This window comes from Tychonema sp. LEGE 07196 (assembly GCF_963890365.1).
Classification (GTDB): Bacteria; Cyanobacteriota; Cyanobacteriia; order Cyanobacteriales; family Microcoleaceae; genus Microcoleus.
Genome location: NZ_CAWPRX010000152.1, coordinates 37,914 through 62,057 on the forward strand (window position 1 = coordinate 37,914; position 24,144 = coordinate 62,057).

Sequence of the window (24,144 nt, forward strand, 5' to 3'; positions counted from 1 at the left end):
CGGTTTGCGCTCCGAGAAGGATGGGAGATTAAATCTGGATTTCAAACACCACCGAAGAGAATTCGGAGGCTCTACAAACGAAGTCCGCACAACGCGAGACTGGGGGAGTCTTAAAGATATTGTAGCAATTTAGTTTGATGTTTAAGCTAACAGTCGATCGACCTCGATGCTGAAACCGCTGAGGATTTGTTGGGTGGTGGCAGTATCGCCGGCTCTAAATGTCAGCATTCTATCTTGAGTTATCACGAATATTAAACGACTTTCTGGAAAAACTAGCCAGACTTCTTGACAGCTAGATGCTAAATATTCCTGTGCTTTGAAAAAGACATCTTCAGCGATATCGGTGGGTGAAACTATTTCGGCAATTAGGGGAAAACTTTGGGGTAAAGTGGCAAGGTTGCCATATTGTGCAACTAATTCGGGTGTGAGATAAGCGACATCGGGCCGGCGAATTTGTCGGCTAGTGCGACAAGGTGGTGAAATATAAAGTTCACCTCCATTTTTGCTTAAAGTTCTGTAATTTGCCCAAGCACAACCCAGGCTTGATTGAATTTTACCATGCTTGACTGTGACTCCATCTTTCTCAACCAGTTTTCCATCCACCCATTCGATTTGGTCGAGGGGATTAGCCGTGAACTCTTCTAGAGTAAAATGCTTCTGTGCGACAGTAGCAGCGACCATAGTTATTTTTTCGCTTTTGCATATTCGCCGATCCTATTATGACAGATCGGTACAGAGAAGGATATCTGATTCAATTATTCAATATTTTCAGAATTTTCAGATCGATCGCACTCAGGCGGTAAAAAATCAGGATTAAGAACTTCTTCTTCAGTAAAGGGAGACTCTGGGGGAAATATCTGAATAGATAAACCTGTTTCATCTGCGGCTAATTCCCTAGCATCTTGATAAGATTCATTAAATATCTCTTCAAAAAAACGATATAAACTCGGACTGGTTTTGAAGGTATCTCGGATGCGTTTACGATGTTCACGAATGCTGTAAACCCAACTATTTGTTCTTTTTTCTGGCTGACATTTATACTTAAGCAAGTGCATTAAAAGTATCCTCAAATTACTTTTTAAAGCATTTTTATCGCTTCTCCCCATACTTTCCAGTTCCTCTAGTAAGTTCTCTAAATCTATTTCAGAAAACTTTCCCTCTTTTAATAAGTTGATAGTTGCCTGTAACCACAGATAAAAATCCTGTTCGTAAAGGGATGTTATTCCATTTGTTATTGATTGAATAGTTGTCATTTTGTTTGACTCCCTTTCTCTTCTCTAGACATAAGTGTAACATATTCGATAATTTATCGCTGAAGTTAGCTTTACGGGTCCAAATGAGCCGAATTATGCAAGAAGTGCGATCGGTTTGTTAAAAGCTATGGAAAACTACTTTTAAATTTCCTGTTTCATCTAAGCCTATTATGATGTTCGATCAAACCTTCACCAATGGCGCAAACTCCTCTAACTTCACTTGTAGGTCATCCACCAGCATTAAACGATAGCTTTCTGTAGCTTTCAACTTTTGAAAAACATAACTAGCAAAATCATCACGCCACTTTTGCCTATCAAGTTGATTCGAGATATTCAGCGCTCTGATTGATAGGTTATAAGGGTATTCTTCAAATTTGATATCTCGATCGTTTTCAAAATCATGCTTTCCTACTGTAAGAGTGATTGTTGAGTTACGAAACTGATACCAGTTATCAGTACCATCAGAAACTAACTCTAAATTTAGAGCCAGTATCAACTCTAATTCTTTGATTAAATGTTCGATTTTCTGGGGAAAGTCTACAAAAATATCTAGTGTGCGAGACATAAAAACCTACTTTATTGAAACTCAGTAAAAGTGATGTCATAGATATCGCCAATTATTCGGACGCTATCAATTTTTCGGCGTGTAATATTTTTCGCCCTTTGCAAACCTCGTTCAGCCTCAGCCTCTATCAACCCAGATTCCCTAGCATCTATAATTTATATCCCTAGCTTGTCCCCCTCGTCTAATCGAGTTGTTAAATCGCACCTAATAAAGTTGACTAAAAACATAATCAGCCAACTCAATCAAAGCCTGCTTCGACTCTGACGGCGGGAACCCCACCAAACGCATAACCGCAGACTGAGCTGACTTAACCAGTAATTCCCGCGATCGCCTGGGATGTTTGAAAGGTTACTCATGGGCTTAACAAGAGATAGAGAGGGAAACGCATGGAGAAATTATAACTGTTGCAGTCGAGCTTGAACCAATTTTTGAATATTTGTGGCAGAGATCGGATTTATGAGAGTTACGCACAGCAAAGAAACCGGGTTTTTCACTTAGTTAAGGGCTGGGATGCCGTATTTTCGCAAAAAAACCCGGTTTCTAATCACCCGTGTGTAAGTCATAATTTAAAAATGTTCCAGCAGAGATTTCTCTTGGGCGTAAATTTTTCGCAGCGACTCCACAGCTATTCGACTTAACATCAATTTAATCAATCCCACCATTTTCCCCCACTCGAACAATTCAGCAACAGAAACAGCTTTATGAAATTTCTCCGCATAGAAATCCACCCAAAAATTCGGCGCGTGTCTCTGTTTCTGACTCGCCATCCGGCGCTTCCAGTAACCAAAATCTAAACCAGAGGGCGATTCTACTCCCACCACTGGCGGAAAGTCGGCATAACTCACAAACCGACTCATCCCTTGGGCGTGCACGTACAGGATATGCGCCCAGCACTCGAAGCGATATATTTGTTCTACCTTGATTTTGAGCAGGCGGGCGATCGCCTCTTTGGTAACGAACCGGCTCAATCTGTGTCTGGGGGTTGATTTTGGTCGAAAGCTTGCTAACATGGTTGATATCCTCGATGGTTAATATCCTGGATGGTTAATATCCTTGGTTGTTTGGGAATTTAGTTGATAAGTTTCCTGCTTTGGATAGATAAGTCCCTTATGTGGGATTTGAACTTTGATAGGCGATCGTCTTTTAGTTTTCCAGACCTGGGGGCGATCGCTTTTTACATTATAATTGCATGACTTATATTAGTCAAGTGTCAAGAGGTTATGGGATTAATTAAGTTGCGCGTGCGAGAATTCGCTGCCGAGAAGGGCTGGACGCTAAAAGAAGTTTCAGAGCGATCGGGCGTAGTCTACAGTACGCTGAGAACCTATGCCCGATCGCCCGGATTAGCAACAGTTGACGTGACAGCCTTGCACAAGTTGGCGAGGACTTTTGATGTGATGGTCGAAGATTTGTATGAGATTGTGGAAGATTAGGCGATCGCTGTTACGATATTTTTATTAAAAACTAAATCTAGTATTTTGTCAATGGGTTTAATTAGATTGCGGGTTAAAGAATTTGCTGCTGAGAAAGGCTGGACGATCAAAGAGGTTTCGGAGCGATCGGGAGTCATTTACAGCACACTCAGCACCTATTCGCGTTCTCCGGGAATGGCGATGGTTGATTTTACTTGTCTGCTGAAGCTGGCACGTACTTTTGACGTGATGGTGGAAGATTTGGTTGAGGTTGTGAAAGAGTAGCCGATCGCCTTTTGGGATCAAATATTTAATGATGGTACACCATCATTTGTCAAGTATGGGTTTAGTCAGACTAAAAGTTAGAGAATTCGCCGCTGAGAAAGGTTGGACGCTAAAAGAGGTTTCAGAGCGATCGGGAGTAATTTACAGCACCGTCAGACACTACGCCCGCTGTCCGGGAGTGTCAACCATTGACTTTATTTCTATACACAAATTGGCCCGCACCTTTGATGTAATGATTGAAGACTTGGTGGAAATTGTGCAGGAGTGAGCGATCGCCCAAGCTAATATAGAGAAGTAAGCTTTTGACATCAGTAATGGTTGAATTGCTACAAATCCCCCAAGCACAAAACGTAGTTGTTACAGACGACGCGCTAACAGTCGATCTATCCGATGGTCGTACTATTTCTGTACCTTTAGCTTGGTATCCTCGGCTATTGCACAGCACACCAAACGAACGCAATAATTGGCGATTTATTGGTGGAAATGATCGAATCCACTGGCCTGATATTGACGAAGACATTAGCATCAAAAATATTATTCTCAGTAAACCATCTGGAGAAAGTCAGAAGTCATTTCAGCCGTGGTTAGAAGAACGCGCAAAAATACTCTAATACCAAATCCGCCTTCAATCTCCTTCTTAGTCTCGCGTTGCGCGGACTTCGTTTGACAAGAAGCGGTTTCAACCGCCGAATTATAGAAAGTATCACTCCAAAAAAAAGCGCCTGAGTTCCCCCAGACGCATAGCATAAAATCAACAAATTGTCAACCCTAACTTAGCCGTTCAAAGCCTCAGCACCGCCGGAAACTTCCAGGATTTCCTGGGTAATTGCCGCCTGCCGCGCCTTGTTATAAGTCAGCGTCAAACTGCGGATCAAATCGCTAGCATTCTCACTAGCATTATTCATCGCCGTCATCCGCGCAGCCAACTCGCTAGCTGCAGATTCTTGCAAAGCCCGCAGCAATTGGTTGTTCAAATACAAAGGCAAAAGTGCCTCCAGAATTTGCGCCGGATCTTGCTCGAAAATCATGTCGGCCGGCAAACTCTTTGTAGATGCAGCAACCTTCTCCCGCGATACTTGAAACTGTCCGCCTTTCGTTGTCAAGCGGAAGATTTCATCATCGGAACTTTCCAAACCTTGGGGGTCGAGGGGTAACAAGGTTTGGATTACCGGACGCGAACTAATTAGCGACACAAACTTGGTGTAAATTAGTTCAACTCTGTCCACAGTTCCCGACAGGAACAGAGACAGCAATTGGTCAGCAATTAGCGCTGCTTCCGGTGCTGTCGGAATTTGTTCTAAGTTAGTGTAAGTAGCGTCTATCGGCTGTTCGCGGCGCTGGAAATACTGAGTAGCTTTGCGTCCTACCAATACGTATTTGTAGTCTAAGCCTTCAGCTTTGATTTCCTTAGCGCGATTTTCGGCGTATCTGATGATGTTGCTGTTGTAGCCGCCGCACAAACCCCGATCGCCCGAAACTACCAAGATTCCAACTGTTTTGACTTCGCGTTTTTGCAGCAGCGGTAAATCCTGGGTGTCAAACTGCAACCGTTCCGCCAAACCGTACAATACCTCTGCGAGGCGATCGGCAAAAGGTCGAGTAGCAGTCACCTGTTCTTGAGCCCGGCGCACCTTAGCAGCAGCCACCAAACGCATCGCTTCTGTAATCTTTTTAGTGTTCTTGACCGACTTAATGCGATCGCGAATAGTTTTTAGATTTGCCATAACTTTCTCCTTTTTCCTTAGCTTTTATTTCTGAGTTCTTAGTTCCCAGCCATCAGTTTTTAAATTTAGCTAAGGTAGAGACACGGCATTACGCATTGGAGTCAACTATCAGGCTAAAACTAAGTTTAAATTAGGGTTGCAGCCAAGTTTCGATCCCCCTAAATCCCCCTTAAAAAGGGGGACTTTGACTGCTTATAGTTCCTCCTTAAAAAGGGGGACTTTGACTGCTTCCAGTTCCCCCTTAAGAAAGGGGGCTTTGACTTCTTCCAGTTCCCCCCTTCTTAAGGGGGGCTAGGGGGGATCGAAACTTAACTAATGACTAATGACTGATGACCAATGACTAATTACGCAGAAACCAAGAAACTTTGCTTGAATTCCGCAATGCCTTCTTTCAGCAGCTTCTCAGCTTCATCAGTCAAGGCCTTTCCGCCTTGAACGATTTCGCCGTACTTCGGCTTGCTAGTCCGCAAATAATCGCGCAAACCAACAGTAAACTTGGTGACTTTTTCCACATCTATATCATCCATGTAGCCGTTAATACCGGCATAGATTATAGCCACTTGTTCGTTCATCGGCAGGGGGGAACTTTGGTCTTGTTTCAACAGTTCCCGCAAGCGTTGACCCCGTGCCAATTGATTTTGAGTAGATTTATCCAAGTCGGAAGCAAACTGAGAAAATGCTGCCAGTTCTTCAAACTGCGCCAATTCCAATTTCACCTTACCGGCTACTTTTTTCATTGCCTTAGTTTGAGCCGCCGAACCTACCCGCGATACCGAAATACCGGGGTTTACTGCTGGACGCAAACCAGAGTTAAACAAGTCAGAAGAAAGGAAGATTTGACCGTCGGTAATCGAAATTACGTTCGTCGGAATGTAAGCAGAAACGTCACCAGCTTGGGTTTCGATAATTGGCAAAGCAGTCATGCTGCCTTCGCCCAAATCGTCGCTCAATTTAGCAGCGCGTTCTAGCAAGCGAGAGTGCAGGTAAAACACGTCTCCGGGATAAGCTTCGCGACCGGGAGGACGGCGCAGCAACAAGGACATTTGGCGGTAGGCCTGTGCTTGCTTGGAAAGGTCATCGTAAATGACCAAAGTGTGCTTGCCTTTGTACATGAAATACTCGGCTAAGCTAGCACCAGTGTAGGGTGCCAAATATTGCAGGGTTGCGGGGTCGCTAGCGTTGGCCGCTACGACGATTGTGTAGTCCATCGCGCCCTTTTCTTGCAGGACGTTGACGATGTTAGCTACTGTAGAAGCTTTTTGACCGATCGCCACGTAGACGCAAATTACATCTTCCGATTTTTGGTTGATGATTGTGTCAATTGCGATCGCAGTTTTACCGGTTTGACGGTCGCCAATAATCAGTTCCCGCTGTCCTCTTCCCACAGGAATCATCGCATCAATAGCGGTAATTCCTGTTTGCATCGGTTCGTAAACAGAACGGCGAGAAACAATCCCTGGTGCCGGAGATTCAATCAACCGAGACTCAGTAGTTTTAATTTCGCCCTTGCCGTCAATCGGACGCGCCAAAGCATCAACTACCCGTCCCAACATTGCTTCACCAACGGGGACTTCAGCAATTCTGCCAGTAGCAGTAACTACCGAACCTTCTTGAATGCCTAGGCCTTGGCCCATCAACACTGCACCGACGTTATCTTGTTCGAGGTTCAGTGCGATGCCCACGGTGCCGTCGGCAAATTCCAGCAATTCGCCGGACATAGCTTTATCCAAGCCATAAATCCGGGCAATGCCGTCGCCTACTTGCAAAACAGTACCGACGTTAGAGACTTTTACATCTTGGTCGTACTGTTCAATTTGCTGGCGAATAATGCTGCTAATTTCGTCAGGTCTGATTGCTGCCATGTTAATTATTATGTGTCAGTTGTCAGTTTTCGATCGATGTTTTCGGCAAGAAAGAATTGAGATTTGGTAGTAAGAATTTGGGACTAACAACTCGAAAACATAAATTCATTTATTCCTGCTTTCTGTTTTATTCTTCCCGAATGCCGGCTTCCTTCTTCCTTCTCCCTTTTTCAAGAAAGAATTGAGATTTGGTAGTAAGAATTTGGGACTAACAACTTGAAAACAGAAATTCACTTATTCCTACTTCCTCTTTGATGCTTCCTTTTTCCGACTTCCCTCGGACTTCTTCCTTCTTCCTTCAATTAAGAATTCAAGCGAATTCCCAGACGGCGCAATTGTCCCCGCAGGCTGGCATCAATTACTTGAGAGCCTACTTTGATTACCACACCGCCGATTAAATCTGCGTCTGTTTTGGTGACAATTTCTACGCTTTGAGCGCTGCTCATCGCCTGCACTTTCTCGCGAACAGTCTGCATTTGAGCATCTGAAAGCGGGACTGCAGATGTAACTTCAGCCAATACTGTTTGGTTTAGCTCTCGGAGCTTTGCCAAGTATTGTTGACCAATTCCTTCTAAAAAAACTATTCTTCCTTTGTCTACTAATAGCTTCAGGAAGTTGTGCATCAAGGGGTTCATTTCTTCACCCGCTATTTGCCCAATTACGGCTTTTTTATCATCCGGTTTAATCAGCGGATTGCCTAAAAATTGACGCAAATCCTCCGAACCTTCTAGCAGGCCGAGCAAAGAACGAACGTCTTCGCCGAACTTTTCTGCAAGATTGCTCGACTGAGCCAGTGACATCAAGGCAGATGCGTAAGGCTGCAAGACTTCTGTGCTGACTTTACTCACGTTTTAGCCTCCCAGTAACGCAATGCTGCGATCGATTAATTGGTGTTGAGCGCTGTCATCCAAGCTAGTTTTTAACTGGCTTTCCACTCTTTCTAGTGCCATTACAGCCACTCTTGCTCTGAGTTGGGCGATCGCTCTTTCTTGCTCTGCTTCCAACTCTTGACCTGCTGTTGCTTTCATGCGTTCAACGTCCTGCGCCCCTTGAGCTAAAATTGCTTCTTTGGCTGCGATCGCATTTTGTTCAGCAGCGGCTCGAATCCGTTCTGCTTCTGCTTGAGCCTCAGTCAATTGTTGCTGCTGTTCTGCGAGAGCTGCTGCAGCCTCTTTTTGGCGAGTTTCTGCTTCTTTAATTGCCTCTTCGATAGCGGAGCGTCTTTCGCTGAGGATATTTCCTAAAAAGCCGCGCCCGAAGTAAAAAAGCAATCCAACAAGAATGATCAGGTTAATCAGGTTGGCTTCTAAAATATCAAAATTTAAACCGAAACCACCTTCCCCGCTAGCTTCTGTGGCTAGCAATAAAACAGTCCCCATGATTCTCTTCCATAATTGCGCGTGCAGGTTTGATGAACCGATTTTAGATTTTAGATTTTAGATTTTCTAATTTACCCAAAATCTAAAACTGTTCGATCGAGCTATTTGACTAATGCTTTGCCTAATAGCTTCTCAAGAATTTGTCGGCTCAGGGCATCTACTTCTTTTTCTAGCGAGCGCATAGCCTCTTGTTTTTGCTGCTCTATCTCTTGGCTTGCCTTTTCTCGCGAAACTTGAGCTTCTTTTTGAGCCTCAGCTACTTTGGCGGACGCGATTTTTCTGGCATCCGCTTGAGCCGTAGCAATTACTGCTTGAGACTGTTTGCGAGTTTCTCCCAGTTTTTGTTCGTATTCCTTCGCTAATTTCTCGGCTTTCGCCAACCGTTCCTGAGCTGACAGTTTAGTGGTACGAATGTATTCGTCCCTATCGTCGAGCATCTTAGACATCGGCTTATAGAAAATCGCATTCAGAACTACCGTCAAAACTAGGAACTGCAACGCCATCAAAGGCAAAGTTGCATCAAAATCAAACACTTTTAGTTCCTCCTTGTTTTTGGGGCGGAAACACATCCGCCCCCTTTTGGCAGTCCTTCAGTATTAAGCGAAGGGATTAGCAAACAACAGCACCAATGCAATAACCAGACCGTAGATAGTCAAGGATTCCATAAATGCTAAGCTGAGCAGGAGAGTACCGCGAATTTTGCCTTCTGCTTCCGGCTGACGAGCAATACCTTCTACTGCTTGAGCGGCGGCATTACCTTGACCGATACCAGGGCCGATCGTACCTAAACCAATAGCTAGACTGGCGGCGATAACTGAAGCTGCGGCAATTGTCGGATCCATGATAAATTTCCTTAACCTTAGTGTACAGAATGAAATACAGATTTTGGGCGATCGGTCATTAGCAATCAGCCATCAGTCATCAGTCATCGGACATGAAACTGCGGACTGTTCCCTATTAACCTTTACCCAATTGAGGAGTGTTAATCGTGCTGTTCGTCGCCGTGTCCTTCCAATGCTTCGTGAATGTAAGCTCCTGCCAAGGTGGCAAATACCAAAGCTTGAATCGCACTGGTAAACAGACCCAACATCATTACGGGCAGAGGTACGAACAGCGGAACTAATACCACCAGAACCGCCACCACTAATTCATCCGCTAAAATGTTACCAAATAAACGGAAGCTCAGAGAAAGAGGCTTGGTGAAATCTTCCAAAATCGCGATCGGTAACAAAATTGGGGTTGGTTCGATGTACTTACTAAAGTAACCCAAACCCCGCTTACTGAAGCCCGCATAAAAATATGCCAGAGAAGTCAGCAAAGCAAGTGCCACCGTCGTGTTGATATCGTTAGTCGGAGCAGCTAGCTCGCCTTCTGGTAACGTAATTAGTTTCCAAGGAAGCAAAGCCCCCGACCAATTGGATACAAAAATAAACAGGAACAAAGTGCCAATAAACGGCAACCAGGGACGGTACTCTTTCTCGCCGAGTTGATTTCTAGCCAAGTCTCGAAGAAATTCTAAGGCATACTCCATAAAATTTTGCATTCCGCGCGGAATTCTCTGCATATTGCGAGTTCCCGCGAAGGCAGCTATCAGGAGGATAGCAATCACAATCCAGGAGGTAATGAATACCTGACCGTGAACTTTGAGACTACCTATGTGCCAGTAGAAATGCTTACCTACTTCCAACTCAGCGAGGGGAAAAGCATTAAAAGCATTTAAGACATTTAGCATTTCCATTCACAAGAAGTTCACACAGTGGAGGATTCACCGACTGCCTGACCCGTTCTCCGGGTCGGGAACAAATAGGTTTTGCACCACATAAAAGACGATCGCGCCCTTATACGTCAGAAATCCCAAAAATATGGGCAAAATCTGTAACTGATTCCACTGAGTTGCTACTATAATCAACCCAATAAATACAGCCAACCTATTTTTACTCAGACTCGTCTTTTGCTGGCCGATGCGCTCAACGTCTTTAGCCAACATTCTCAAGTAAACCACACCGGCGATCGCCCCAATCACATAATTTAGGGCAATGTTGAGCGAATACAAAATCCACACCGAGACAAAAACTATTCCCGTGAAAGCAAGCGTGACTACAAACAACTGTTGTTGAAGCTTGTAGAAATCTTGCATAGCGTCGGTGGACTCCGGTTCGGGCGATCCCGTATGAGAGATGTCCTCCGTTTCAGCGATGGATGCGAGAGATTTATCTGACAAGGTTACTTGACTTTTAAAGCAGTCGGTGTTAGTTGACTCCCACTACAATTAATTCGGTTGAAACCGTCTTGTAGCGATAAGTGTGACAAAAGCTACAGCTCGTACACTTCAGATCGAATAATACCACGTGCAGGTAACATAACTTAAAAAAAAATGAATTTTTTGATCGGCGTCAGAGAAGAGTAGAGCCGAGGTACTGTGGCGAGGCAAGCGTGCATACCATAAACGTTTTACGCTCGTAGCAGGCAGCGGTTGTATCACAGATCGATCGCCATTACCACAATCACTGTTCTTATGCTGCAATTATATTTTTTTTTGATGTATTTCTCAATATATATAATCTTTTAATATAATGCGGAACAGTCTCCGATCTCGCTCCTCTGTAGAACAGGCGTCGGGTATGTAAATTTCTGCGGTTAATTAAAACTCCAACTCATTCAATCACCTTAAACTCTTGCAGCGCCGGGATGAAATTTTTATTCTCGTGGCTCGATCGACTAAGCTTAATCAAAGCAAACCGCTGCAGAGGCTGCAAACTCGCCCACTGTGCCAAACTAATCACAATATCCAACTCTTGAGCTTTTGCAGAAACGGACTCCGGTATAGTTGCAGCATCCATCCAGGGCGGATTTTCATCAACCGCCAAATCAGTACCCGGTTTGCCAGTCTGTTTGATTAATACTTTGTTTAACTGTTCTCGGTAATCGCTAATTTCTGATGCAGTCAAACAAGGTAACTCGACAAGCATTTGACGTTCTGCTTGGTTGAAGTGATTCCAATCTTGCAACTTTAATTTAATTCCGCAAGTATCTAATTTCAGTCGTACCTGCATCGGAACGCAGCGCAGGGCTTCTACAAAGTCAGCTTCAAATTCAAAGAACATATATTTAGGGAGTTTGTTGGATTTGTGATTGAGATTTTTTTTGATTTACCGCAGAGGGCGCTGAGGGCGCTGAGGAGAGAGCAATAGAGAGAAGAAGTTGAGTAGGAAGTTTGTTTGATTTGTGATTGAGATTTTTTTTTATTTACCGCAGAGGGCGCTGAGGGCGCAGAGGAGAGAGTAAGAGAGAGAAATCGATGCAGGTTTCTTGCTCTCAATTAATAATTGCAGAAAATCGAGTCAGGATTTATAATTAAATAATATTACAAACTCTTGACATGAATCCTGTAGACTACCTTCGGATTAGTTTGATAGACCGCTGCAATTTCCGCTGTCTCTACTGTATGCCGGAAGGTAGCGAGTTGGACTACGTGTTGCAGCAGCAGTTGTTAACTCACTCGGAATTGTTAACTCTGCTGCGGGAGGTTTTTATACCTGTGGGATTTACTAAGTTTCGGCTGACTGGTGGGGAACCGCTGCTGCGCCCTGGGGTGGTGGATTTGGTGAGGGCGATCGCCTCAATGCCCGAAACGCGAGATTTATCGATGACAACCAACGGCTTTTTGCTGGCGGGAATGGCCCAAAATCTCTACAATGCTGGTTTGCGCCGGATTAATATTAGTTTGGATTCGCTGGAACCGGAGACTTTTGATAAGATAATTGGCAGTCGCGGACGATCGCGCTGGATGCAAGTTTGGGAGGGAATTCAAGCGGCTTATCAAGCTGGATTTGACCCGCTGAAATTGAATGTTGTGGTGATTCCCGGTGTTAATGACGGGGAAATATTGGATTTGGCAGAATTAACTATTAACCGGAATTGGCACGTTCGTTTTATTGAGTTTATGCCGATCGGCAATGGGGAGTTGTTTGGCGATAAAGGTTGGGTAGCTTCGGCAGATTTGCGGCAACAAATTAGCGAAAAATACGGGTTGGCCGAGTCGGGAATTCGCGGTAACGGGCCGGCGGATGTGTTTCAAATTCCGGGGGCGAAGGGTACTTTAGGATTTATTAGCCAAATGTCGGAGTGTTTTTGCGATCGCTGCAATCGGATGCGTTTGTCTGCTGACGGGTGGCTGCGGCCTTGTCTGCTGAACGAAACCGGGCAAATTGACTTGAAAACTGCTTTGCGGAATGGGGTGTCTACGGTTGAATTGCGCGATCGAGTGCGGCACATATTGGAGATTAAACCGGAGATTAATTTCAAGCAGCGGGATTCGGGTACTACTCAAGGAAATTACAGCCGCACCATGTCTCAAATCGGCGGGTGAACTGCCCGAAATCGATCGCTGAAGACATAAAATACTTAAGGCAATACTTGAGTATAATTGTCACAGTATTCGATTCTCAACAAACTCGATGACCATCAAGCCGATTCGGTGGGTTGGCCCTGCCCGCGAAGAAATCCAATCTCTTCCTGAAGATGCCCGAAAAGAAGCCGGTTTTTCACTTTGGACTCTCCAGCAGGGCATACAACCACCAGACTTTAAACCGATGTCGATCGTAGGTAAAGGCGTTGAAGAAATTCGGATTCGGACAGAAAATGCCTATAGGGTTTTCTATATTGCTAGATTTGAAGAAGCTATTTATGTGCTCCATGCCTTCCAAAAGAAAACTCAGAAAACAGCCAAGAAAAATATCGAAGTTGGGCAGAAACGCTACCAAGAGTTGTTACAAAATCGTTTAAACTCAAGAGAACCGGAACAATGAGCGAAAATACTATTACCCAAGCAGCCGATAATATCTTTCTAGACCTCGGATTCTCATCGGAAGAAGCTGATAACTTACTAATCCGATCGCAACTAATTCTCGCCCTGACTCATCAGATTAAAGAGCGCGGTTGGACTCTCGATCAAACGGCTCAACATCTCCAACAGTCCAACGATCGAATCAAAGCTCTAACTCAAGGTAAAATTGGGCAGTTTTCCGTTGACATTCTGATTGCAATGCTCAACAAGGTAGGTATGACGGTCAAAGTCGAAATTTGCCCGAAGGTAGCTTAGTTGAAAATTATGCGACTTGGCGCATTCTACAACTAAAACTCCCCTCCCAAGACTTGTCCCGCCGTCAAATTCAACTGCGGAAAAGTCGGCGATATCAGCGCTTGTTCCCCTTGAAACATCCCAACTTCCACATACTCACCTGATTCTAGTCGTAGTACCGCTACTATCTCCTCTTGAGGGTCAACAATCCAATATTCAGGGATACCCCGCGCTGCATATTGAGCTCGTTTACTAATGTAATCGCGATCGCGCCCAACTCTACCTGGACTAACAACCTCGACAACCAACTGAGGAGGTGGCATAGTTTGGGTGATGGTTAGCCTAGATGCTGTCAGCAATATGTGTTCGGGCCGCAAAATCACTAAATCGGGGTAACGGTTAGCTGCGTCGCCCTCGCGCAGGATCGGAACTTGGATTTCGCACATATGTGTTCTGATCAGCCTCAGTGGGATGAACCCGCTACTAGCCAGAGTGAATAGTAGATAGTTAGCAATGAAATTGTTGGGGCCCGATTCTGGTGGCAATGTTACTAACTCTCCATCAATTAATTCGTAGCGGTTGTCGGTGTCGTCCTCGTAGGTGAGGTATTCTTCAAAGGTGAGTTTTTGTTTGTGGGCTTGTATCATCTTGTACCTCTAGGATTGCTATCGTTATTAAAATATTTACACATCCGAGGGAAGTGGCGGCCGCAGTAACTCTAGTTGAATTAACAAGCTGGCTAGCACTGTTTCAATTATATTATAAGACTGTATCTGAGAGGTTTTTGTGGAATAACGGTTTCACAGGGATGCCACAAATAACTTTTTTTCACGATCCGCCGCAAAAGCAAGGCAGGCTTTGATGTCTGCCGAAGTTAGTTCGGAAAAATCTTCGAGAATTTCTGTTTCCGTCATGCCACCGGCGAGATATTCTAAGATGTCGTAGACGGTGATTCGCATTCCCCGGATACATGGTTTGCCACTGCGTTTTCCCGGTTCAATTGTGATGATGTCGCGGTAGTCCATAAATCAATATTTGGTACTAATAAGCGTAATTATAAATGCAAATAATCCTGGTTTGTTTAGGTCAGGATTTCAGGTTTGAGCAAGTAGTGAGAAAAAAAGTTTCCCCGCCTAGCTTGCTTGATTTATATATATATGTTTCAGTAAAGTAACGTGCCTGATATTAGTTGGTCTTCTTAACTGGTTTAACTGGTTCCCAGGCTAAGGCCTGGAAACCGAGATCCAGAGGCTCTGCCTCGCTAACGGATAAAAACAAAAACAGGAGGCAGATGCTCATGGAATGCGTTCCCAAGCTAAGGCCTGGGAACCAGCAAACACCTACGCTTTGCGCTTCCGACGGCGAATCAGCACACTCATTACTTGCTTCGGATTGGCTGCACGCTGTACGGGACTCCAATCGCCGACTTCGGCAAATCCCAGACGGTACAAGGTGAGTATGGTTTCCCTGACACCCGATTGCGAACCTGTCACCGTTACACACACCACATCCTGTTCCGATTCTGCTGCTGAGTCGTCATTTGGCCGATCCTCTTCGAGGGCTGCGCTAACGAATTTGTTGTCGTCAGGCAAGAATTCCTGTGACATAATTATGTTCTCCTGGTTTTGGGTTTTCTAGAAAAACCCAAAAACCCAGCCGCCCCGCTTTTCAACGCATAGCAGGGCGGCTACAGAGGATGTTAAGATACTCCGTTAGCCTCCAGACTGCTGATACCAGTTTGGCGGTTAGCTGTCCATTGCTGCTACCAACAGCTTTGGGCGCAGCGAAGCGGAGGGAGTGCAACTAGATTTTTGGGCGCAGCGAAGCGGAGGGGACGCCGGCTACTTCCTCTACAAGCAAAGTAACCTCTAACTTCAAAGCGTAGTCGCAGACGGGGGCCTGTGTCAATCCATTTGGGATTTTGGATTTTAGCTGGATTCTGTAATGGAGTAAGATTAAACGAACCGCGAAGGCACGAAGGACGCGAAGGAAGAGAAAGAAGAAGATGCTGTTCTTGCTTCGCGCTCTTCGCGTCTTCGCGGTTCGTTCAAATAATTAAAAACCGCTATAAAGTCGGTGTTAGCAATATTAGCTGTTTTGATAAGATCGATCGCACTTCATCCAATCCCACCTCCACATCCGCCAAAATATCCCCAACAGTCTTCTGTACCTCTTTCTCCCCCCCTTGGCAAGGGGGGGCTGGGGGGGGTGAACAACCTTGCAGAAACTCAAACTCAGCACTTGACAAATCGATCAATTGGTAGTTGCAATCAAACACTTGTTGACTAGGCCAACCGTGAATGCAAACACTCAACTCTGGAATTGCCGCCAAAAGTGCCTTATCGTCCGACCAATCAACTTTAACTACAGGCTTTTTACCCAAGAAAAACTCGTAATGAGTGATTTCCGTATCCAACAATTCAATTAATCGATAAAGCTCCCGTTCCGTCAAATTCTTCGCTCTTTCTATCAACTCCGGCGCTTTGCCCAAAAGTCTTTCTAACTGCCAATATCCCGGATTTGAGAAACCGATAAATTCCAATCCCGAAGCGTCAATTAACTCGAACAATGTCTCGATGTTGTAGTCAATTTCCTGCGGGTGAACGTACATATCGGCAAAACATTCGTCTCGCTGATTTTCTCCTGCCCAGCGCTGTTTTTCGTACTTGACAAGGCGGTTGTTTTCTGGTAAAGAAGCAAAGATTTGACGGCCGACTTTCACACCATCGGGATAGTCGCCTTTTTGGCTGCCTTGGAGAAGCCCGATCGCCCTTTGCATCAGTTGAATTTCCCAGCGGCCGAGCTCAGCATACACAAAAATGTGCATCAAACCGCCCGGAGCCAACTTTGCCGCCAGCGCTTGAATGCCCCGGATCGGATTTGGCAAGTGGTGGAGCACGCCGACGCAGTTGATCAAATCGAACTCGCCATCTAACTCGGCGGCATCGTAGATGCTGAGGTGGCGAAAATCTGCTTCTCGCGCCCCGGATCGCCTGCAGCGTTCTTGTGCTACCTTCAAGGCACCGGAACTGAGGTCGATCGCCGTTACGGACGCTTCCGGGTTGAGGTGGATCAGGTAATCTGTACTCGAACCGGTGCCGCAGCCAGCATCTAAAATCCGAATATCGAGTTTTGGCGGCTTTTGTCCCGTGCAGAAGCTATAAGCATCAGGCCAACTCCAGCGCCAGTTGTACCCAGGCGGCGGTTCGTCGGACAAAGGATCGGGCGGAAAAGGGAAAGTATCGTAAAGCCGCCGCACGGCAGCGCTGATATCGGGCGTAGTATTCATAGGTGGGTGAGGGGTTAGTGCGTGAGTTTTGAGATTGTCGCGATCTCCGACAGAAGGGCGCTACGTGGTACACTGTTATTGTTTCGCGCGAGTCAATTTCAAATCAAAAATCTCAAATCTCAAATCGACTGACAGCTTGCGCGTAATAAAACTTATCATTTTTTCTCATATAAGCTCTCTTAAATCTATACAATAAGTCTCGACAGGCTTTTTAACAAACGAGGACTGTCAATCACCCAATGCTGAGCTTTCGGGTAAAGCGGAGGCGTCTTTCGGCAAAAAGTAAAAGGCCCAGCAAAAGGCAGAAGAAAATTTTGGATTTTCTTGTTCCTGAATAAACGGCAGTTGCTGCGATCGCCCGATCGCGAGCTTTCCTGCAAATAATTTTTGCCGGGGGTCTAGGGCAAAGCAAGGGCGGAGGAAGTGCCGCGTGCCTGTCTTCGGGTCGGACATTTCCCGGCAGGACGAAAGATGAAACCAAAACATTTTAATCTAAGAAAGTAAGCGCCCCGACCTCGTGACAGGTCAAGGCAAAAAGTAAACAAAGCAAAATACCTAGTTGTACTTGCATCAGAAGGCAAGGTTAGTCTGGGTAAATGCTGCAACGATTTAGATAGGGAGCGAAGGAGTCTAATGACTGTAAAAGCAAGTGGTGGAAGCTCAGTTGCGCGTCCGCAACTATATCAAACTGTACCGGTCGCAACGATTTCGCAAGCAGAACAGCAAGACCGCTTCCTACAGCGGGGCGAACTTAGCGAACTGGCAACTTATTTCAGTTCCGGTGCGATGAGGATCGCAATTTCTGAGACGCTGACGAGAAACTCAGAACTGATAGTGTCTCGGGCCGCCAACCGAATTTTTGTCGGCGGTTCCCCGCTGGCATTTTTGGAAAGACCAGCAGAACCTGTGATGGCAATGGCTGGTGCGGCTCGCGGCGGCTCGGTTAATGTCTCTGAGGGCATGAAACTGGGAACTGTTACCTACGTTGAAGGTCGCGCGGGTGGCGGCGGCAACGGCAACGGCTCTGGTTCAGGTGGCGGATTGTTGGGCTTGGGAAATCTGTTTTCGACTAACGGCGGCGGCGGCGGCGGCCCAATCCCAGCAGGATTTCAACCGATTAATGTCTCGCGCTACGGCCCGAGCAACATGACCAAATCTCTGCGGGATTTGAGCTGGTTTTTGCGCTACATCACCTACGCGATCGTCGCAGGCGACCCGAACATTATTTCGGTGAACGTGCGCGGATTGCGGGAAATTATCGAAAATGCTTGCTCTTCCGCGGCTACAATTGTGGCAATGCAGGAAATGAAGGCTGCATCCTTGGGTTATTTCAAGAATGATGAGGCCGGACGCACGATCGTCGCACAGTATTTCGACGTAGCAATTACCGAATTCAAAGCTCCGACACCTTCAGACAAGGTGCGCCAGCGCGAAACGAAGGACCAGCAAGGGCTACAACTGCCTCAAATCTACTTCAACGCAGCCGAGAGACGATCGAAATTCGCGATGAAAACCGGTCTGTCGTCAAGCGAAAAGCAAGAAGTAGTCAAAGCAGCTTACCGCCAAGTATTCGAGCGCGACATTACCCGCGCTTACAGCCAAAGCATTTCTGACCTGGAATCAAAGGTCAAAAACGGCGAAATCTCGATGAAAGAGTTTATCCGCCGTTTGGGTACATCTCCTCTGTACCGCCAGCAATTCTACGAGCCGTTTGTCAACAGTCGCGCTGTAGAACTGGCAGCCCGCCACTTCCTCGGCCGCGGTTTGAGCTCGCGGGAGGAATTTAGCAAGTATTTTGCGATCGTCACCAAAAGCGGCCTCGCAGGCCTGGTAGACGCAATGGTTTATTCCCAGGAATATTCCGACTACTTCGGCGAAGAAACAGTTCCTTACCTGCGCGGTTTGGGCCAAGAAGCTCAGGAATGCCGCAACTGGGGCCCACAAATTGATCTGTTCAATTTCAGCGCTCCGTTCCGCAAAGTTCCTCAGTTCATCACCTTGTTTGCCGGCTACACCCAGCCGCTACCAGACCAGCACGTTTACGGTGTTGGTAATGACCCCTTAGAAATTCAGTTCGGCGCGATTTTCCCGAAAGAAACTCGCAACCCCAAGAGCCGTCCGGCTCCCTTCGGTAAAGACACCCGACGCATCCTGATCCGTCAAGGTGCTGGTATTGAAAACCAATTGAGCAACCCGGATGCCAGAGGTAAGGCTCCAGGCTCTCTCGGCCCCAAGGTCTTTAAATTAGACCAGCTCCCCGGTGGTTACACATCTCCGAAAAAATCAACTCGCGGTGTCTCTAGCGGCTACAGCAGTGCTTCCAGTGTCAAATATACCGAAAGCTCCACCCAAGCGGTGATTCGAGCTGCTTACCTGCAAGTGTTCGGCCGCGATGTGTTCGACGGCCAGCGCCAAAAGGTGGCGGAAATTAAGCTGGAAAACGGCGACATTCCGATGCGCGAGTTTATTCGGATGTTGGCGAAGTCTGACGTGTTCCGCAATATGTACTGGAGCAAGCTGTACGTTTGTAAGGCGATCGAGTACATCCACCGCCGACTCCTGGGACGCCCTACCTACGGCCGCCAGGAAATGAACGCTTACTTTGACATTTGCGCCAAGAAGGGTTTCTACGCGCTCGTCGATGGCATCATGGACAGCATGGAGTACAACGAAGCTTTCGGGGAAGATACAGTCCCCTACGAGCGCTACGTGACTCCGGGTGGTTTGTCGATGCGGACGATGCGTACAGGCTCCTTTGGTGAGAAAAAGGTCAACGTTGAGACTGCGACACAAACACCTCGGTTTATTGAACTTGGTGTTGCCGGCTCTCCGGGCGATGTTGAATTGCAAAATCGTATCGTTCAAGGTGTCAGCAAGCGGCGCGAACAAACTAAGGTGTTCAAGCTGACTGGAACCAATGACAAGGTAGCTTTGAAAACTTTAATTCAAGCTGCTTACCGTCAAGTTTTTGAGCGCGACATCCATCCGTATGTTGTGAAGAATGAATTCACGGCGCTCGAAAGCAAACTGGGCAACAATGAAATCAATCTCAAAGAGTTTATTGAGGCTTTGGGTTGCTCGTCGCTGTACGTGAAACAGTTCTACGCACCTTATCCCAACACTAAGGTGATTGAGTTGGGAACGAAGCACTTCTTGGGCCGCGCTCCTCGCAATCAAGCGGAGATTCGGACGTACAACCAAATCTTGGCAAGCCAAGGGATTAAGGGCTTTATCAACGCGATGTTGAACAGCGTTGAATATGCTGAAGCGTTTGGCGAGGATACTGTTCCTTACCGCCGCTTCCCGACTCTCCCTGCTGCTAATTTCCCGAATACTGAAAGGCTGTACAACCAGTTGACTAAGCAGAATGCTGATGTTGTGGTTCCGAGTTTTGAGCCGGTAGCAGCGATCGACAGAAGTTAGATTGTTTTGAGATTTGAGATATTAAATTAGTTGTAATTTAATGCCTCAAATTAGTTGAGGGGCTGGCGTAATTGCTAGCCCTTTTTTTGTATGATACTTTGGGAAGTTTTTTACCGCAGAGGGCGCAGAGGGCGCTGAGTGAGGAAGGAAAGATGGAGGAGAGGGAAGCGCGATCGCGAATTAATTTATTGAAGTTGGTACAATTCGAGCATCCGTTTTATTTTTGGCTGTTGTTTTTCTGATTTTCTGAACGCCACCCAAATGCGATTGTTGACGGTGGGTGAGGGTTTGAGGATGAGAGTTATATCAATTCCGGTTGCAATCATACATGATGTTAACTGTTAACTGTTAACTGTTAATTTACTATTCCAATGAAGAGAGGATTTGATATTATACCCTTTCTCTAAAAGGTGAGGTACTATCCGGGATTGGCCAAACAGGGCATAGGGCATACCTCACTTTTGTAAGAACCGCTATAGCATCTGCGGTTGACCTATAAATAATATCAATTCCGGTTGCACTCCTCATGATGTTGACTGTTGACTGTTGACTGTTGACTGTTGACTGTTGACTGTTGACTGTTGACTGTGAATCGAACAACTGAAAATTCCGCCGAGATAGGTGGCGACTGGTAATAATCATTCATGAATTGCCCTCTAATTTATCACCTGACGATGCAGCCGGAAACGATATAAAAGATATATGCAATGCAAATCGATTCGGTTAACCGTAATAAAATACCCTCTTTCGAGAACATTACCGTCCATTCTTCGTCTTTGATTTTAATATGCAAATTCGCGGAATCTGTTTGTAGCGATCGCTTGAGTTGTCTTGAAAATTACAGGACTAAAGTCCTAACGCTTGAACCAACTGTATTTAAGTAGGAGTTTTGATGGCGGTTTCCGCTATACATCTAAATATTTATCGCCCAATAAAACATTAAAATCAACTGGCAAATTGTTCGGATTAGTACAACAGTTAAATGAAGAAGTTATTAAGGCATAATATTATTAAACAGAGAACAGGGTATGGAACTAAATTTACAGAAATTTTATAAAGCTTGCAATCCCAGCTACACCTTGGCAGTAGCAAATACAGAAGACCGACAATACTATATCGATTTCTCTTCAGTGCGGGGCGGCACAATCGTAGAACAATTGGAGCGCACCATCAGCCGCCTGTCCCCGGACGTGCCTACCTGTCAATTATTTACCGGTCACATCGGCTCTGGTAAATCAACAGAATTGCTGCGGCTGCAAGCTCAATTGCAGCACCAAGGATTTCATGTTGTTTATTTTGAGTCTAGTAAAGACTTAGACATGGCTGATGTGGATATTACTGACATTTTGCTGAGCGTGGCTCGTCAGGTGAGCGAAAGCATTGAAAAAATGCAAATTAAGCTGCAACCAACGGGTTTTAAAGCTTTGCTGAAAGGGGTTGCTGATGTTTTTCAAACTCAAATAGATTTGAGGGCTGAAGCTAATATCCCCGGTTTTGGGGAAATAAATGCTAGCACTGAGGGAGAATTTTCTCTGGCGCTGGGAATTGGGAAAATTACGGCTAAGGCGAAAGATGCTCCGAATTTGCGATCGGAGTTGCGGCAATATTTGGAGCCGCGTACGAATGTAATTTTAGAGGCTCTGAATAAGGAGTTGCTCGAACCGGCAAATCAAGAACTCAAACGCCAAGGAAAACAGGGACTTGTGGTAATTATCGACAATCTCGATCGCATACATCTGTGCGCGAAACCGACGGGGCGCTTGCAGCCGGAATATCTGTTTGTCGATCGCGGGGAACAGTTGGCAAGACTAAATTGCCACATCGTGTATACAATTCCTTTGGTGCTGATTTTCTCTAACGATTTGGGTCAATTGACCAATCGCTTTGGGGTAGATCCGAAGGTTTTGCCGATGGTGCCGGTGCAGTTGAGCGACGGTTCTGAGTGTTCTGAGGGTGTGGAATTGCTGCGCCAAATGGTTCTGGCGCGGGCTTTTCCGACCGTGGAACCATCTGGGCGCTATGCTTTGGTTGACAAAATTTTCGATTCTGCTGAAACTCTCGATCGCCTGTGTCGAGTTAGCGGGGGTCATGTCCGCAATTTGCTGCAACTTTTGTATAGCTGTCTGCAAAAACAAGACCCTCCTCTGTCGCGGGAAACTTTGGAAAATGTGATTGTCCAGCGCCGCCACCAGCTTACTTTGGCGATCGAAGCTGATGAGTGGAATTTACTGCGCCAAGTATCCGCTACCAAAACTGTCAACGGAGAAACTAAATACCAAATTTTGTTACGCAGTCTTTGGGTGTTTGAATACCGTTACGGCGAGGATTACTGGTTTGATGTCAATCCGATTTTAGCGGATGCAAAGGAGTTTCGCGAAACTGAAAATGTGGCGAAACAGCTTTGATTTGTCAAATACTCACAACGCTAATTAATTAGGTTTGATCGTTGGGACTTTGATCTGCAGCATTTAAGAAGGACTCGCATTCCGAACGCTCAAACCTCTATTGTCCGCTGCAAGTTTTCCTAAATGCTTTGCACTGTATTTGATAAGAAAAATGTGTGCCGTTGCTGAATCAAGGTTTGATCTACTCCCCGCACATATAGCCTTTCTGTCCTCTGGTATGAGGTACTACTATCCGGGATAGGCCAAACCGGCCAAACCGGCCAAACCGGGTATACCTCACTTTTATGAGAAAGGCTATATGGGCCGGGATTCTTGACTCTTCATTTGTCGATCGACAGTTTTTTTAAGTATTATTACTGATTGACAAATCCAACCAGTGTCTTAACTTATCAGGAATGACCGGAAAAGGGATCTCGCACGGCTAAACCAGAGGCCGCTCCAAAGCGTGGGTGCGATCGGTCAATTCATGCTTACTCGGTATCGCACCTGACAAATAACCTCTCGTTTTACCCAGAGCACTCGGAGGGCTACGGGTGAAGTTTTGCCGCGGCCGGTAACGTATGTTGCACCGAGAAAACTGGCTAGTCGGTTCCAACCGAGTGGCGAGCTGCGGCTCAAATGGCATAGAAGTAAAAAATCTGTGCGTTTAACTACTTTTTTACGAATTGTTATGGTATGTTAACTTTAGTAGAGGCTGGCTCAAACAATTTAAAACGCCCGGTTATCAAATAACGTTTATGGTTGACCCTAAAAAAATCCTGCTGCAATGGGAAAGATATTGGTATAAAGTCCTTGGTAGATGGCAATCGTGTGAATTGACCTGCCCAATAGAAAGACCTCATCACCGACATATTGTTTGGAGTTGGATTGGCAGTTTTTTGGCAATTACCGCAACGTCTTATCTTTCTGTAAAAACTAATTCTCCTTTACTAATGGCTCCGTTTGGCGCTACAAGTGTTCTAATATTTGGTGTCCCTGACAGCCCCTTGGCTCAACCCCGGAATGTCATTGGGGGCAATTTCTTAGCTGCTCTAGTAAGTTTAATAATTCTGCATTTTCTCGGTTCTTCTCCCTTGGCGATGGGGATAGCAGTTTCTAGTGCGATCGGAGTTATGCAGATGACCAAAACTCTACATCCGCCTTCGGGAGCAGTTGCGTTAGTTGTCATGATGACCAAACCAGACTGGCAATTTTTGCTAACACCTGCTTTTGAGGGATCGATGATCTTGGTCTTGTGCGCTGTGATATTTAATAATTTAGCGGACGAAAGGACGTATCCCAATCATTGGCTATAGCATGGTCTTTGATGAGTTCAAGTTATAAGTGCGATCGCAATTTCATATAGAACCCATTTGACATCTTTGAGCTTTTGGGTTTGGTGGCGAGAAATACCGAGAGAAATTCCGTTTCTGAGATTTACGCTCATGGCGAGAAACCGGGTATTCTTGGAGTTTTTGGGTTTGGTGA

29 protein-coding genes are annotated in these 24,144 nt (G+C 45.8%); 11 read left to right on the forward strand and 18 right to left on the reverse strand.

The window, feature by feature from the left end:
- Positions 1-141: 141 nt before the first annotated feature.
- From AACV78_RS17695 to AACV78_RS17710, 4 genes are all read right to left on the reverse strand, one after another.
- Positions 142-681, reverse strand: a complete 540-nt coding sequence (locus AACV78_RS17695; RefSeq protein WP_194009265.1) for a Uma2 family endonuclease — start codon at positions 679-681, stop codon at positions 142-144.
- Between the two features lie 74 nt (positions 682-755).
- Positions 756-1,253, reverse strand: coding sequence for a DUF29 domain-containing protein (locus AACV78_RS17700; RefSeq protein ID WP_194009264.1), 498 nt, complete (start codon positions 1,251-1,253; stop codon positions 756-758).
- 181 nt (positions 1,254-1,434) lie between these two features.
- Entirely contained in the window at positions 1,435-1,818 is a 384-nt protein-coding gene (locus AACV78_RS17705; protein WP_194009263.1) for a hypothetical protein, read from the reverse strand.
- A gap of 566 nt (positions 1,819-2,384) precedes the next feature.
- Positions 2,385-2,828: a hypothetical protein gene (locus AACV78_RS17710; RefSeq protein ID WP_194009262.1), complete on the reverse strand. Its 444-nt coding sequence runs from the start codon at positions 2,826-2,828 to the stop codon at positions 2,385-2,387.
- A 210-nt stretch (positions 2,829-3,038) separates the two neighbouring features.
- Here AACV78_RS17710 and AACV78_RS17715 point away from each other — a divergent pair, with 210 nt between their 5' ends.
- Genes AACV78_RS17715 through AACV78_RS17730 form a run of 4 tightly spaced genes read left to right on the forward strand, consistent with a single transcriptional unit; the run spans position 3,039 to position 4,126 of the window.
- Positions 3,039-3,251, forward strand: a complete 213-nt coding sequence (locus AACV78_RS17715) for a helix-turn-helix domain-containing protein (protein ID WP_194009261.1) — start codon at positions 3,039-3,041, stop codon at positions 3,249-3,251.
- A 51-nt stretch (positions 3,252-3,302) separates the two neighbouring features.
- Complete coding sequence (locus AACV78_RS17720; protein WP_194009260.1) at positions 3,303-3,515, forward strand: helix-turn-helix domain-containing protein; 213 nt, start codon at positions 3,303-3,305, stop codon at positions 3,513-3,515.
- A 55-nt stretch (positions 3,516-3,570) separates the two neighbouring features.
- Positions 3,571-3,783, forward strand: a complete 213-nt coding sequence (locus AACV78_RS17725) for a helix-turn-helix domain-containing protein (RefSeq protein ID WP_106149042.1) — start codon at positions 3,571-3,573, stop codon at positions 3,781-3,783.
- Positions 3,784-3,829: 46 nt separating this feature from the next.
- A complete protein-coding gene (locus AACV78_RS17730) occupies positions 3,830-4,126 on the forward strand; it encodes a DUF2442 domain-containing protein (RefSeq protein ID WP_194009259.1) in 297 nt (98 codons plus the stop codon).
- Positions 4,127-4,288: 162 nt separating this feature from the next.
- Here AACV78_RS17730 and AACV78_RS17735 read toward each other — a convergent pair whose 3' ends face one another.
- The 9 genes from AACV78_RS17735 to AACV78_RS17775 form a co-directional block, all read right to left on the reverse strand.
- Positions 4,289-5,239, reverse strand: a complete 951-nt coding sequence (locus AACV78_RS17735; protein ID WP_194009258.1) for a F0F1 ATP synthase subunit gamma — start codon at positions 5,237-5,239, stop codon at positions 4,289-4,291.
- Positions 5,240-5,583: 344 nt separating this feature from the next.
- Complete coding sequence (gene atpA, locus AACV78_RS17740; RefSeq protein ID WP_194009257.1) at positions 5,584-7,101, reverse strand: F0F1 ATP synthase subunit alpha; 1,518 nt, start codon at positions 7,099-7,101, stop codon at positions 5,584-5,586.
- Positions 7,102-7,403: 302 nt separating this feature from the next.
- Entirely contained in the window at positions 7,404-7,949 is a 546-nt protein-coding gene (gene atpH / locus AACV78_RS17745) for an ATP synthase F1 subunit delta (protein WP_194009256.1), read from the reverse strand.
- Positions 7,950-7,952: 3 nt separating this feature from the next.
- Complete coding sequence (locus AACV78_RS17750) at positions 7,953-8,480, reverse strand: F0F1 ATP synthase subunit B (protein WP_194009255.1); 528 nt, start codon at positions 8,478-8,480, stop codon at positions 7,953-7,955.
- A 101-nt stretch (positions 8,481-8,581) separates the two neighbouring features.
- Complete coding sequence (locus AACV78_RS17755) at positions 8,582-9,049, reverse strand: F0F1 ATP synthase subunit B' (RefSeq protein ID WP_228042322.1); 468 nt, start codon at positions 9,047-9,049, stop codon at positions 8,582-8,584.
- Positions 9,050-9,076: 27 nt separating this feature from the next.
- Entirely contained in the window at positions 9,077-9,322 is a 246-nt protein-coding gene (gene atpE / locus AACV78_RS17760; RefSeq protein WP_194009253.1) for an ATP synthase F0 subunit C, read from the reverse strand.
- 140 nt (positions 9,323-9,462) lie between these two features.
- Positions 9,463-10,218, reverse strand: coding sequence for a F0F1 ATP synthase subunit A (atpB, locus tag AACV78_RS17765; protein ID WP_194009252.1), 756 nt, complete (start codon positions 10,216-10,218; stop codon positions 9,463-9,465).
- A 27-nt stretch (positions 10,219-10,245) separates the two neighbouring features.
- Positions 10,246-10,677, reverse strand: a complete 432-nt coding sequence (locus AACV78_RS17770; protein WP_442922495.1) for an ATP synthase subunit I — start codon at positions 10,675-10,677, stop codon at positions 10,246-10,248.
- A 457-nt stretch (positions 10,678-11,134) separates the two neighbouring features.
- Entirely contained in the window at positions 11,135-11,584 is a 450-nt protein-coding gene (locus tag AACV78_RS17775) for a nitrate reductase associated protein (RefSeq protein WP_194009251.1), read from the reverse strand.
- 275 nt (positions 11,585-11,859) lie between these two features.
- Between AACV78_RS17775 and moaA the strand changes: the two genes are divergently transcribed.
- The 3 genes from moaA (at position 11,860) to AACV78_RS17790 (ending at position 13,581) form a co-directional block, all read left to right on the forward strand.
- Positions 11,860-12,849 carry a GTP 3',8-cyclase MoaA gene (moaA, locus tag AACV78_RS17780; protein ID WP_194009250.1) on the forward strand — a complete coding sequence of 330 codons (990 nt, stop codon included), beginning with the start codon at positions 11,860-11,862 and terminating at the stop codon, positions 12,847-12,849.
- An 88-nt stretch (positions 12,850-12,937) separates the two neighbouring features.
- Positions 12,938-13,288 (forward strand): type II toxin-antitoxin system RelE/ParE family toxin, encoded by a 351-nt coding sequence (locus tag AACV78_RS17785; protein ID WP_194009249.1) that lies wholly within the window; start codon positions 12,938-12,940, stop codon positions 13,286-13,288.
- Positions 13,285-13,581: a helix-turn-helix domain-containing protein gene (locus tag AACV78_RS17790; RefSeq protein WP_194009248.1), complete on the forward strand. Its 297-nt coding sequence runs from the start codon at positions 13,285-13,287 to the stop codon at positions 13,579-13,581. The genes AACV78_RS17785 and AACV78_RS17790 overlap by 4 nt, the downstream gene beginning before the upstream one ends.
- A 32-nt stretch (positions 13,582-13,613) precedes the next feature.
- Here the strand turns inward: AACV78_RS17790 and AACV78_RS17795 are convergent, their stop codons facing one another.
- The 5 genes from AACV78_RS17795 to AACV78_RS17815 form a co-directional block, all read right to left on the reverse strand.
- Positions 13,614-14,207, reverse strand: coding sequence for a Uma2 family endonuclease (locus tag AACV78_RS17795; protein ID WP_194009247.1), 594 nt, complete (start codon positions 14,205-14,207; stop codon positions 13,614-13,616).
- 153 nt (positions 14,208-14,360) lie between these two features.
- Positions 14,361-14,585, reverse strand: coding sequence for a DUF433 domain-containing protein (locus AACV78_RS17800; protein ID WP_194009246.1), 225 nt, complete (start codon positions 14,583-14,585; stop codon positions 14,361-14,363).
- 315 nt (positions 14,586-14,900) lie between these two features.
- Positions 14,901-15,167 carry a hypothetical protein gene (locus AACV78_RS17805; protein ID WP_194009245.1) on the reverse strand — a complete coding sequence of 89 codons (267 nt, stop codon included), beginning with the start codon at positions 15,165-15,167 and terminating at the stop codon, positions 14,901-14,903.
- Between the two features lie 458 nt (positions 15,168-15,625).
- Positions 15,626-16,849, reverse strand: a complete 1,224-nt coding sequence (locus AACV78_RS17810; RefSeq protein WP_194074318.1) for a class I SAM-dependent methyltransferase — start codon at positions 16,847-16,849, stop codon at positions 15,626-15,628.
- A gap of 228 nt (positions 16,850-17,077) precedes the next feature.
- The gene (locus AACV78_RS17815) at positions 17,078-17,302 is read right to left on the reverse strand and encodes a hypothetical protein (protein ID WP_194012806.1); all 225 of its coding nucleotides are present in this window, start codon (positions 17,300-17,302) and stop codon (positions 17,078-17,080) included.
- A gap of 180 nt (positions 17,303-17,482) precedes the next feature.
- Here AACV78_RS17815 and AACV78_RS17820 point away from each other — a divergent pair, with 180 nt between their 5' ends.
- The 4 genes from AACV78_RS17820 (at position 17,483) to AACV78_RS17835 (ending at position 23,972) form a co-directional block, all read left to right on the forward strand.
- Entirely contained in the window at positions 17,483-20,272 is a 2,790-nt protein-coding gene (locus AACV78_RS17820) for a phycobilisome rod-core linker polypeptide (protein ID WP_194012807.1), read from the forward strand.
- Positions 20,273-20,343: 71 nt separating this feature from the next.
- A complete protein-coding gene (locus AACV78_RS17825; protein ID WP_194012808.1) occupies positions 20,344-20,514 on the forward strand; it encodes a hypothetical protein in 171 nt (56 codons plus the stop codon).
- 786 nt (positions 20,515-21,300) lie between these two features.
- Complete coding sequence (locus tag AACV78_RS17830; RefSeq protein ID WP_194012810.1) at positions 21,301-22,677, forward strand: P-loop NTPase fold protein; 1,377 nt, start codon at positions 21,301-21,303, stop codon at positions 22,675-22,677.
- 737 nt (positions 22,678-23,414) lie between these two features.
- A complete protein-coding gene (locus tag AACV78_RS17835) occupies positions 23,415-23,972 on the forward strand; it encodes an HPP family protein (RefSeq protein ID WP_194012811.1) in 558 nt (185 codons plus the stop codon).
- The last annotated feature ends 172 nt before the right edge of the window (positions 23,973-24,144 follow it).

Coding starts and splice junctions, on each gene's coding strand:
- AACV78_RS17695 (WP_194009265.1), bottom strand. CDS start 681: ATGGTCGCTGCTACTGTCGCACAGAAGCATTTTACTCTAGAAGAGTTC.
- AACV78_RS17700 (WP_194009264.1), bottom strand. CDS start 1,253: ATGACAACTATTCAATCAATAACAAATGGAATAACATCCCTTTACGAA.
- AACV78_RS17705 (WP_194009263.1), bottom strand. CDS start 1,818: ATGTCTCGCACACTAGATATTTTTGTAGACTTTCCCCAGAAAATCGAA.
- AACV78_RS17710 (WP_194009262.1), bottom strand. CDS start 2,828: ATGTTAGCAAGCTTTCGACCAAAATCAACCCCCAGACACAGATTGAGC.
- AACV78_RS17715 (WP_194009261.1), top strand. CDS start 3,039: ATGGGATTAATTAAGTTGCGCGTGCGAGAATTCGCTGCCGAGAAGGGC.
- AACV78_RS17720 (WP_194009260.1), top strand. CDS start 3,303: ATGGGTTTAATTAGATTGCGGGTTAAAGAATTTGCTGCTGAGAAAGGC.
- AACV78_RS17725 (WP_106149042.1), top strand. CDS start 3,571: ATGGGTTTAGTCAGACTAAAAGTTAGAGAATTCGCCGCTGAGAAAGGT.
- AACV78_RS17730 (WP_194009259.1), top strand. CDS start 3,830: ATGGTTGAATTGCTACAAATCCCCCAAGCACAAAACGTAGTTGTTACA.
- AACV78_RS17735 (WP_194009258.1), bottom strand. CDS start 5,239: ATGGCAAATCTAAAAACTATTCGCGATCGCATTAAGTCGGTCAAGAAC.
- atpA (WP_194009257.1), bottom strand. CDS start 7,101: ATGGCAGCAATCAGACCTGACGAAATTAGCAGCATTATTCGCCAGCAA.
- AACV78_RS17750 (WP_194009255.1), bottom strand. CDS start 8,480: ATGGGGACTGTTTTATTGCTAGCCACAGAAGCTAGCGGGGAAGGTGGT.
- AACV78_RS17755 (WP_228042322.1), bottom strand. CDS start 9,049: ATGTGTTTCCGCCCCAAAAACAAGGAGGAACTAAAAGTGTTTGATTTT.
- atpE (WP_194009253.1), bottom strand. CDS start 9,322: ATGGATCCGACAATTGCCGCAGCTTCAGTTATCGCCGCCAGTCTAGCT.
- atpB (WP_194009252.1), bottom strand. CDS start 10,218: ATGGAAATGCTAAATGTCTTAAATGCTTTTAATGCTTTTCCCCTCGCT.
- AACV78_RS17775 (WP_194009251.1), bottom strand. CDS start 11,584: ATGTTCTTTGAATTTGAAGCTGACTTTGTAGAAGCCCTGCGCTGCGTT.
- moaA (WP_194009250.1), top strand. CDS start 11,860: ATGAATCCTGTAGACTACCTTCGGATTAGTTTGATAGACCGCTGCAAT.
- AACV78_RS17785 (WP_194009249.1), top strand. CDS start 12,938: ATGACCATCAAGCCGATTCGGTGGGTTGGCCCTGCCCGCGAAGAAATC.
- AACV78_RS17790 (WP_194009248.1), top strand. CDS start 13,285: ATGAGCGAAAATACTATTACCCAAGCAGCCGATAATATCTTTCTAGAC.
- AACV78_RS17795 (WP_194009247.1), bottom strand. CDS start 14,207: ATGATACAAGCCCACAAACAAAAACTCACCTTTGAAGAATACCTCACC.
- AACV78_RS17800 (WP_194009246.1), bottom strand. CDS start 14,585: ATGGACTACCGCGACATCATCACAATTGAACCGGGAAAACGCAGTGGC.
- AACV78_RS17805 (WP_194009245.1), bottom strand. CDS start 15,167: ATGTCACAGGAATTCTTGCCTGACGACAACAAATTCGTTAGCGCAGCC.
- AACV78_RS17810 (WP_194074318.1), bottom strand. CDS start 16,849: ATGAATACTACGCCCGATATCAGCGCTGCCGTGCGGCGGCTTTACGAT.
- AACV78_RS17815 (WP_194012806.1), bottom strand. CDS start 17,302: ATGTCCGACCCGAAGACAGGCACGCGGCACTTCCTCCGCCCTTGCTTT.
- AACV78_RS17820 (WP_194012807.1), top strand. CDS start 17,483: ATGACTGTAAAAGCAAGTGGTGGAAGCTCAGTTGCGCGTCCGCAACTA.
- AACV78_RS17830 (WP_194012810.1), top strand. CDS start 21,301: ATGGAACTAAATTTACAGAAATTTTATAAAGCTTGCAATCCCAGCTAC.
- AACV78_RS17835 (WP_194012811.1), top strand. CDS start 23,415: ATGGTTGACCCTAAAAAAATCCTGCTGCAATGGGAAAGATATTGGTAT.